At 65.6% G+C, this 9,578-nt stretch carries 9 protein-coding genes and 1 tRNA gene; 2 read left to right on the forward strand and 8 right to left on the reverse strand.

Annotated elements, in window-relative coordinates; all coding sequences use genetic code 11:
• From selD to glmM, 4 genes are all read right to left on the reverse strand, one after another.
• On the reverse strand, window positions 1–999 hold a 999-nt coding region (selD, locus tag VFQ05_15935; protein ID HET9328258.1), incomplete at its 3' end, for a selenide, water dikinase SelD.
• Between the two features lie 51 nt (window positions 1,000–1,050).
• The gene (locus tag VFQ05_15940) at window positions 1,051–1,446 is read right to left on the reverse strand and encodes a RidA family protein (protein ID HET9328259.1); all 396 of its coding nucleotides are present in this window, start codon (window positions 1,444–1,446) and stop codon (window positions 1,051–1,053) included.
• Between the two features lie 2 nt (window positions 1,447–1,448).
• Entirely contained in the window at window positions 1,449–3,278 is a 1,830-nt protein-coding gene (gene glmS, locus VFQ05_15945) for a glutamine--fructose-6-phosphate transaminase (isomerizing) (GenBank protein ID HET9328260.1), read from the reverse strand.
• An 8-nt stretch (window positions 3,279–3,286) separates the two neighbouring features.
• A complete protein-coding gene (glmM, locus tag VFQ05_15950; GenBank protein HET9328261.1) occupies window positions 3,287–4,639 on the reverse strand; it encodes a phosphoglucosamine mutase in 1,353 nt (450 codons plus the stop codon).
• Between the two features lie 79 nt (window positions 4,640–4,718).
• Between glmM and VFQ05_15955 the strand changes: the two genes are divergently transcribed.
• The gene (locus VFQ05_15955; protein HET9328262.1) at window positions 4,719–4,901 is read left to right on the forward strand and encodes a hypothetical protein; all 183 of its coding nucleotides are present in this window, start codon (window positions 4,719–4,721) and stop codon (window positions 4,899–4,901) included.
• A gap of 45 nt (window positions 4,902–4,946) precedes the next feature.
• Here the strand turns inward: VFQ05_15955 and VFQ05_15960 are convergent, their stop codons facing one another.
• Window positions 4,947–5,504: a hypothetical protein gene (locus tag VFQ05_15960; GenBank protein ID HET9328263.1), complete on the reverse strand. Its 558-nt coding sequence runs from the start codon at window positions 5,502–5,504 to the stop codon at window positions 4,947–4,949.
• Window positions 5,505–5,578: 74 nt separating this feature from the next.
• Here VFQ05_15960 and VFQ05_15965 point away from each other — a divergent pair, with 74 nt between their 5' ends.
• Entirely contained in the window at window positions 5,579–6,490 is a 912-nt protein-coding gene (locus VFQ05_15965; protein HET9328264.1) for an alpha/beta hydrolase-fold protein, read from the forward strand.
• Window positions 6,491–7,621: 1,131 nt separating this feature from the next.
• Here the strand turns inward: VFQ05_15965 and VFQ05_15970 are convergent.
• The 3 genes from VFQ05_15970 to VFQ05_15980 form a co-directional block, all read right to left on the reverse strand.
• A tRNA-Thr gene (locus VFQ05_15970) sits at window positions 7,622–7,697 on the reverse strand.
• A 175-nt stretch (window positions 7,698–7,872) separates the two neighbouring features.
• A complete protein-coding gene (locus VFQ05_15975) occupies window positions 7,873–8,658 on the reverse strand; it encodes an NYN domain-containing protein (protein ID HET9328265.1) in 786 nt (261 codons plus the stop codon).
• Between the two features lie 108 nt (window positions 8,659–8,766).
• On the reverse strand, window positions 8,767–9,578 hold an 812-nt coding region (locus VFQ05_15980; GenBank protein HET9328266.1), incomplete at its 5' end, for a hypothetical protein.

The following is a 9,578-nucleotide window of genomic DNA, read 5'->3' on the forward strand; positions in this document are numbered from 1 at the left end:
CACCTCACCGACTTCGAGCACCCACACGCGCCGGCGCTCGAGTCCCGCCTTCATCGCCGTCGCGCGGCGCCGTGGCACGAAGATCAGCAGGCCGCCGGAGGTTTGAGGATCGTAGAGCGCGAGCTTCACATCCTCCGGAAGGTTCCCCTCGTCCACCTTGTCGGCGTAGAAGAGGCGGTTCTTCTGCAGTCCTCCGGCGATCTCACCGGCGGTTGCCAGCTCCAGCACGCGGGGCAGGAACAGGCGCGGCGTCGGGGTGAGGCGGATGGTCACGCCGCTCGCGTCGGCCACCTGCGATCCGTGCCCCAGCAGGCCGAATCCCGTGACGTCGGTCGCCGCTCGCGCGCCGAATTCCACTGCAGCCTCTGACGCGCGCCGGTTGAGCGTCGCCATCTGCTTCGTGAGCCGGCGCTCGAGCCGCGGATCCAGGTTGCCGTGCTTGAGCGCGGTCGACAGGATGCCGGTGCCCAGCGGCTTGGTGAGCAGCACGCGATCGCCCGGGCGCGCTCCGGCGTTGGACAGCAGCTGACGGCGCTTGACGACACCGGTGACTGCGTACCCGAACTTCAGCTCCGGATCGCGCACCGAATGTCCGCCCAGAACGCTCACGCCGGCTTCGCGCATCTTGGCTTCGCCGCCTCTCAGGATCTCCCGCAGCACCTCGGGCGGCAGCGTGGCATCCGGGTAGCACAGCACGGCGAGCGCGGTGAGCGGCGTGGCCCCCATGGCGTAGACGTCGGAGAGGGCATTGGCCGCGGCGATCTGCCCGTAGTCGAACGGATCGTCCACCACCGGGGTGAAGAAGTCGACGGTCTGCACCAGCGCTTCACCCTTGCCGTGCAGAAAGACGCCCGCGTCGTCCAGAGTCGTGTGATCCACCAGGACGCGGCGGTCACGCTTCCCCGGAGTCAGCCCTTGCAACGCCGTGCGCAGGTCTCCCGGACCCAGCTTTGACGCTCAACCGGCGCAGGCCACCTGAGCGGTGAGCTTCACCTCGATGCGCCGCCGCTCGTCGCGGGGAGATGTCTTCGGCAGGGCCGCTCCTTCCGCCTACGCGCGCTTGAAGGCGACGGCTTCGATCTCGACCCGAGCGCCTTTGGGCAGGCCCACCGCGGCGATGGTGGTACGCGCCGGAGGAGGTCCGGTGAAACGGCGCGCGTAGATTTCGTTCATGGCCTGGAAGTCCTGCATGTCGGTGAGGAACACCGTGGTCTTGACCACGTCGGCAAAACCGCATCCCGCGCCCTCGAGCACCGCCTCGAGGTTCTGGAACACGCGCTCGGTCTGTTCGGCGATGCCACCGGTGACCAGCTCGCCGCGCGCCGGGTCGATCCCGACCTGCCCCGCGGTGAATACCAGTCGTCCGACCCCCGGAAGCTCGATGACCTGGCCCTGGCTGTAGGGACCGATCGCCCGCGGCGCCCCCTCGACCTCGATCGCGCGCATCGTCATTCGACGGTCACGCTCTTGGCCAGGTTGCGCGGTTGATCGACGTCGCAGCCCCGCAATACCGCCGTGTGGTAGGCCAGCAGCTGGAGCGGGATGACCGAGAGCAGCGGCTGCAGGCACGACACCGTGGGCGGCACGTAGAGCACGTGATCGGCCAGCTCCTGCACGTGCTGGTCGCCTTCGGTGGCGATCGCGATGATGCGGCCGCGGCGCGCGCGCACCTCCATCATGTTGTTCATGACCTTGTCGTAGGCGGCGTCGCGGGTGCAGATGAAGACCACGGGCATGTGGTCGTCGATCAAGGCGATCGGGCCGTGCTTCATCTCCGCCGCGGGATAGCCCTCGGCGTGGATGTAGGAGATCTCCTTGAGCTTGAGCGCGCCTTCCAGCGCCACCGGGAAGTTGTAGCCGCGTCCCAGGTAGAGGAAGTTGTTGTGCTTGGCATGCTCCTCGGCGATCCGCTTCACAGGGTCGCTGTGGTCGAGGATGCGCTGGATCTTCTCCGGGATCTCTTCCAGCGCGCGGGCCACCTCGATCCCGTCCTCCAGCGACATCTGGCGCTGGCGAGCGAGCGCCAGCGTGACCAGAGCCAGCACCGTCACCTGGCTCGTGAAGGCCTTGGTCGAGGCCACGCCGATCTCCGGCCCCGCGTGGATGTACACCCCCGCGTTCGATTCACGCGCGATGGTGGAGCCCACCACATTGACGATCCCGAACGCGCGCGCGCCCTTGCGCTGCGCCTCCCGCATCGCCGCCAGCGTGTCGGCGGTCTCTCCCGACTGCGAGATGACCAGCACCGCGGTGCCCTGGTTGACGATGGGATTGCGGTAGCGGAACTCGGAAGCGTATTCGACCTCGACCGGAATGCGCGCGTGCTCTTCCAGCATGTATTCGCCGATCAGCCCGGCGTGCCACGAGGTGCCGCAAGCCAGGATGATGATGCGGCGGATCTCGCGCATTTCCTCCGGCGTCAGCTTGAGGCCGCTCAGCCGCGCGGTGCCCGATTCCAGGAGCAGACGGCCGCGTATCCCGTTGCGCACCGACTCCGGCTGCTCGTGGATCTCCTTGAGCATGAAGTGCTCGTATCCGCCCTTCTCGATGCGGGCGAGATCCCACTCCACTTCGTGCACCTGCTTGTTGACCGGCGCATGCGCAATGGTCGAGGTGTGGAGACCGTCGGGCGTGAGCGTGACCATCTCGCCATCGTCGAGATAGATGACCTGCCGCGTGTGCTCGACGATCGGCGCCACATCGGAGGCCAGGAAGTATTCGCCGTCCGCGACGCCGACCACCAGCGGACTGCCGTGCCTGGCGCCGATCACCACGCCCGGTTCGTCGGCCGACACCACCGCGATTCCGTACGTCCCTTCGACCAGCCGCAGCGCCGCGCCCACCGCCTGCTCGAGCTTGAGGCCGCGCTTCACGTGCTCTTCGACGAGGTGGACCAGGACTTCCGTATCGGTTTCGGTGGTGAACTTGTGTCCCGCTTCCTTGAGGGCGCTCTTCAGAACGAGGTAGTTCTCGATGATGCCGTTGTGCACCAGCGCGATACGGCCTTTGCAGTCCGTGTGCGGGTGGGCGTTGATGTCGTTGGGCTCGCCGTGGGTCGCCCAGCGGGTATGTGCGATGCCCGTGGTTCCCCCCATGTGGCCGTTGAGGCGCGACTCCAGCACGCGAATCTTGCCGGCGGCTTTCGACACTCCGAGCTTGCCGTTCTCCTGGATCGCCACACCGGCGGAGTCATAGCCACGGTATTCGAGACGCTTGAGCCCCTCCATCAGAATGGGGAGGCACTGGCGATGCCCGACGTAGCTCACGATTCCGCACATGGGCCCTCCTACGAAGCTCCGGCCAGCGCGCGGCTCGCGATGGCGACCAGTTCACCCGTACGACCCTCGCTCGGCGATTCGGCGATCACGCGCACGACTGGCTCGGTGCCCGACGGCCTCACGTGGACCCAGTCCTCGCCCTGAGAGAGGCGCAAGCCGTCGGTCGACTCGGCCGCGAAACCCGGAAAGGCGGCGCGCAGACGATCCGCGGCGCGCTCCCAGGGCTCGGGAGAGCGCCCGGCCTTCTGCTTTCGCATCACCAGACGGGGAAGACGATCGGCCAACGCGCGCAACGACTCACCATTTCTCATGGCCTGGGCGATCAGAGCGATCGCGACGAGGCCGTCACGTCCGTAGTGTGCGGCCGGCAGGATGACGCCACCATTGCCTTCACCGCCGACCACCGCTCGCAGCTCGCGCATGGCGGCGACCACGTGCGCCTCGCCCACCGGTGATCGATGGAGGGGCACACCGGCGTGCGCGCAAACGGCGTCCATCATACGGGAGGTGGATAGGTTTGTCACCACCGGGCCCTTGCGGCGCGTGAGCACGGTGGCCGTCGCCAGCGCGACCGTGAACTCTTCACCGAGCGGCAAGCCCGCGCCGTCCACGAAAGCCGCGCGGTCGGCGTCCGGGTCGAGCGCGACGCCGAAATCGGCCTTGGCTTCCCGCACGGCCTGGCCCAGGGATCCGAGATGCTCCGGCAGCGGCTCGAGCTCGCGCGTGAACTCGCCGTTCGGCACACAGTCGAGCTCGATCACGTGCGCGTTGAGCTCGCGCAGCAGTCGCGGGGCCGTCACTCCCCCGACACTCGCGCAACCGTCGACCACGACCCTGAGCGAGCGTTTGCGGATGGCTTCGACGTCGATGTCGGAGAGCCCGAGCACGCGCTCGATGTGCCAATCATCTGCGCGAGTTTCCGTGCGCTCGCTCCCTATTTGCTCGAAAGACTTCCACAGGTCGCGATCGGCCTCGAAGCGTGCCTTCACCTTCGCTCCGGTCTCGGCATCGATGAACTCGCCGCGGCCCGAGAGGAATTTGAGCGCATTCCATTCCGCCGGGTTGTGGCTGGCGGTGAGGATGATTCCGCCCGCCGCCTCGAGTTTCTCGACGGCGAGCTGGGTGGCCGGCGTGGTGGCGAGCCCCAGGTCCGCCACATCGCGGCCGGCGGCCATCAAGCCCGCGGAGACCGCGCGGTACACCATCGGGCCCGAGCGTCGGGCATCACGCCCCACGACGATCTCCCCGGGGGGCAGCTCGGCGGCGAAGGCCGCCACGAAGCGCGCCAGCACCGGAGGCGTCAGCGACTCCCCGACGATGCCGCGCACCCCGGCGACGCTGATCATGAGCGGTGCGTTCATGGGGCGCGGAGGTTACGCGAGGGGCGCACCCGCACCAAGTGCCGAGCCGGTGCTAGGCTCGTCATCGAAGGGAGGACGAATGACCCGGGACGAGCTGATGAAGATGGAGCGAGCGCTGGACAAGGCGACCACGGCCCTCGGGGTCGCCGGCGAGGCCGCCACGCTCGGGAAGAGCAAGGATGTCGAGCGCGCGATCAAGGAGGCGGCGGAAGAACTCAAGGAGTGCCGACAGATCCTCGGCCACATCCGCGTCGAAGGCTGACCATGAAGTGGAGCTGGCGACCGGAATCGAACCAGCCGCTGGAGATCACAGCCAGAGATCGAAGCCGGCTCGCAGGGTGATGAGCATGAGATCGGGCTGCCCCAAGTCCTGGTTCTCGCCCAGGAAGTCGCCGCGAACCTCGATGCGCACCGTTCCACGATCCTTGGCCACCACATGTCTCACCCCGATGCCCCCGCCGTAGGACTTGGTGGTCGTCGTCAGAGCGTCGCCACCCTGACGGATCAATCCCACGCCCGCGTTGACGAATGGCGCGATCAATGAATGCTCCAGGAAGACGTGCTGGTAGCCGAGCGTGCCGACGGTGAGAACGATCGAGCTCCCGCCTTCGTCGATCCATATGGCCCCGAGGTCCAGGATGGCCTCGTTGGTTCGAAAGACGCTGCCGAACGCGAGCCGAAGGGAAGGCTGATAGGCGAAGGCGTTGCCGGGCGCCGCCGCGATGGTGCTGGAGCCTCCGCCTTCTTCGGCGCGAAGTGAGCTCAGCCCGAGATGGGTGCCCAAGCTCCAGGCCCCGGCCAGCGTGGGAGAGGGCAGCACGCCGAGAATCACCACCGTCAGACCTCGGATCCACGTTCTGGACATCGGTCGGCCTCCGGGTTGAAGATTCCGCCCGCGCAGGATCGCAGCGTAAGGCGAGACGTGCAATGAGAGGTGCGATGCCCTTGGGCTCGATGGTGCGGCAGGTGAGGGGACGACTCGGCGTCGGCGTCGGCGCCGCGGCCCTGCTCGTTTCGTGCAGCAGTCTGCCGGAGGGGCCCAATGACAACGCCTGGAGACTCCTGCCGGGGCACGTCGAAACCCTTCAGGTTCCCGCGTTCCGCAATGGACGGCAGTGCTGGGTCTACCTGCCACCCGGGTACGCGACGAGCACGCGTCGGTATCCCGTGCTCTACATGAACGACGGGCAGACGGCATTCGAAGGGAATTCCGGGATCCACGTCAACCGCATCTGCGAGGATCTGATTCGCAGCGGCGAGATCGAGCCCATCATCGTCGTCGCCGTGTCCCCTTTGAATTTCGACCAGCGATTCGTCGACTACACTCCTTGGCCAGGCCCCTATCACCGTCCCAGCGGGTTCGGCGACTTCTACCTGCAGGCGCTGCGCGACACGTTGAAGCCCGAGATCGACAGACGCTATCGCACACTGCCGGACCAGGCGAACACCGCGATCGAGGGCGGTTCGCTGAGTGGCCTGATCGCCGCTTACGCGGGGTTCGAGTACGACAGCACGTTCGGAAAGGTCGCGGCGTTCTCACCGAGCTATTGGTGGTGGGGGGATGGCGGCAAGACGATCTACGACGTGGTTCCGGCCACCCGGTGGCAGAGCCGGATCGTCAAGTTCTATCAGGACACGGGCTACGCCGATGACAACGATATCGACTACATGACCGCCCGGCTTAGTCAGAGCGGCTTCATTGAAGGACTCGACTTCATGTCAAATACGGAGCGGGGTGGCACGCACACCCAGGACGCGTGGGAGCACCGGTTCCCCGACATGCTGCGATTCCTGTTTCCGGCCAAGGAAGCGCCCGTTTGGCCGGACCCCATCATCCGGTTTCCGCCGTAGCGATCAGATCTCCTTCGACGCGGCTGTGAAGCCGTGGGTGCCGAAGGTTGGAATGGAGCTGGTGACCGGAATCGAACCGGTGACCCCGTCATTACGAGCGCCCGAAGGCCCTCCCCCGCCTGCGGGACGTACAGGCACTGACGAGACGAAATCCTAGACCAATCGAACGTTGGACGACCTCTCCGGGGACGGAGCGGCAAGCGTCCCCAGCGACCTTCCGCGTCCGTTCCCGCACGTTTCCCGCACGGCGCTACTGCAGCATCCGTCCTGTACGCGGGGCACTAGGCTCGCCTCGAACTGAAATCGAGGCTCGACCAGTTCCGTGCAGTCGGGGCTCGTCTCGCCAGCGATCAATGAGAAGCGAGCAATTGATCTTAGGTCCGCTCGCTCGGAGATCCTTGAACCGTCTCTCGCGCCTTCGAAGACCGTGAGTCGCCGTCCGAGAAAGGAAGGAGGCGCAGCAGGGACGGGGGACTCTCTTCAGTGCGATCGCGTACTGAGAACGTCAGACGATAGAGACCTGGTTCATAGGGCACGAGTGGTCCGCCAGGAACGTACCTAAACCCTGGGATATCGAACTCGAACTCGTGTTTCTCCTTGGGCTCGAGGTACAAGCCGGAGCCAGGCGGCCAGGCAAATCCCAACCGGTATGCGGCCACCGCGGCTCCCTCGAAGTCCTCCAATCCAAGGAGATAGAAACCCGCGCCTTCGCCGATGAGCACTCGTTCGTTCCCTGGATTGCTGAGAGAGAACTGCACCGTGATGACGCCGCCGGTTGGAATGACGCGGGGATCTGCCTTCACCGAGAGGACAAGGTGGTCGCTACTCGAAGCGTCGGCCACCTGTGCCCGCCGCGCCTGCCTCTGCGGAAGCTCCAGAAGAGGAGCATTGGGTTGAACGCAACCGCCCATCGCCAGAATCAGGACGAGGGGAAACATCGGCCTCATGACACCTCCTGACCCCGGTCGAATCTAGAAACCGCGACGCCGATCATTTCGCCCCTTCGACACGTCGTAGCGTCGCTCAAGGTCATCGTGGCATCTGACCGCGCTCACCGTCAATCGTGGAAGGCGCCCAAGTCACGCCAGCGCTTCTCGACGCGGCTGAAGCCGTGCGTGCCGAGGGTCGAAATGGAGCTGGTGACCGGAATCGAACCGGTGACCCCGTCATTACGAGTGACGTGCTCTACCAGCTGAGCTACACCAGCTCCGTGTCGCAGAGCGACTTCGGCCTTGCGAGCGCGCCGCCGAGGCGAAGCAATGGCGAGCGGACCCGTTCCAGAAGTGGGGCGCGACTCTAGCATTTCTTACCCACTCTCGGAAGCGAGACGGTCCAATCCCCCAGCAACGGGAATGCCCCTCACCAAGACCTACGGCTCGGCTTCAGCGAACCCCTGGACGGACCGCCCTCTCCTTGCCGCGCGAGACGCGGCCGCGAGAGGGCCGTCCGGCGGCGACCGCGTTCACGACGTACGTGCCGCTCCGATCGTCCTTGCGAAGCGTGACCACTCTCGATTCCTGCGCATCTTCGAGGAGCTCACTGAAGCTCCCGTAACCCAGGGCCGCCTCGGAGAAGTCGGGGCGCTTCCGCTTCATGGTGTCCTTTACGAGTGAGGCCTGAATCACATCGAAGTTCTCGCGCTGCAGGGCACGCACCGTATCCGCCAACAGCCGGAACGCCTGCTCTCTCCCGTGCGCGGGCCTCGAGCCCGAGTCCGAGGAAGCCGCGCCGGCCTCCAGGTCTTCGTAGTAGATGAACTCGTCGCAGGCGCTGGCGAGCAGCGGTGATGTGGACTTCTTCATCCCGAGTCCGATCACGTGCTTGCCGTTCTCCTTGAGCTTCGACACCAGCGGCGAGAAATCGCTGTCGCCGGAAACGATCGCGAACGTGTCGATGTGCGCCTTGCTCCAGCTGAGGTCCATTGCGTCGACCACGAGTCGAATGTCGGCGGAGTTCTTGCCCGTGGATTCCCGGCGCGGGATCTCGATCAGCTCGATGCCGTTCTCGTGGAGGCTCCGGGTGTGCTCGCGGAAACGATGCCAGTCCGCATAGGCGACCTTCACGATCACCTTCCCCTTTTCGAGCAAACGATCGAGGACGCGCACGATCTCGAAGGGAGCGCTGGCGTCTCGCAAGCCGAGAGCGATGTTCTCGAAATCGATGAACATGGCGATCTGGAGTTGCGGACCAGCGGTCGGGGCGGCGTTAGGCACATGGGCACTATAACCGAGTCCCAACGCACGCGCGCTTCGAGACCGAAAAGATCTGACCGAAGCTCAGTGCTCCATCAACTGCTTGTGGATCACCTCGTAGGCTTCGGGTGAAACGCTTTGGTCGCCGCGCATGGGCTGGTCGTAGTAGACGATCATGAAGATCAGGAGTCCCATGATCGCCGAAAGCAACACCATCAGCAGCCGGTTCAGCTTTCCCCCTTCCCCGACGTCGAGGAAGAAGGCGGAGGCCACCGTGATCAGAGCACCGACCAGGACCACGGCCCACATCGACGCCGGCAACCCGATCGTGACGAAGTGGAGCCTCTCTCGCCGGATCTGGATCATCGTGTTGTAGGCGCCCAACGCTTCCTGGTGATGGGCCAGCTTGCCCAACGTCGCGGGCTCATAGGCATAGAGCGCGTCCTGGAATCGATCCAGCATGCCGACGCCTGCCGCGGGAATCTGGCCGCGGCGCTGCATCGGCCACGCGTCTCGGATGGTGTATTCGGTGTAGCTCTTGAGCTCGTTCCGAAGATGGGTCCGCAATGGTTCGGGGTAGCCCGCGAGGTCGCGATAGAGCGCCGCGATCGATGATGCTTCCTCGGCCACGATCCGCGTGGCCTCCGCATACTTCTCCCAGACCGCGATGGCCAGCAGCGCGACGGCGAGTCCATAGATGATCAGGATGCCGTGGACGATCGTCGCCGTGACCTCGGCCTGGTGCCTCGAGGCCCCGAGCCCCGGCATCACGTAGCGCCGGGTGAGGCCGAAGCCGAGGAAACCGAACACCGCGAACGCGCCCACGATCAGGATCATGAGCGGGATCCAGTGCATGTTCATGAGCCAGTCGACCATGTGCGCGCGGGAATGTACTC

This window comes from Candidatus Eisenbacteria bacterium, from assembly GCA_035712145.1.
Lineage (GTDB): Bacteria > Eisenbacteria > RBG-16-71-46 > RBG-16-71-46 > RBG-16-71-46 > DASTBI01.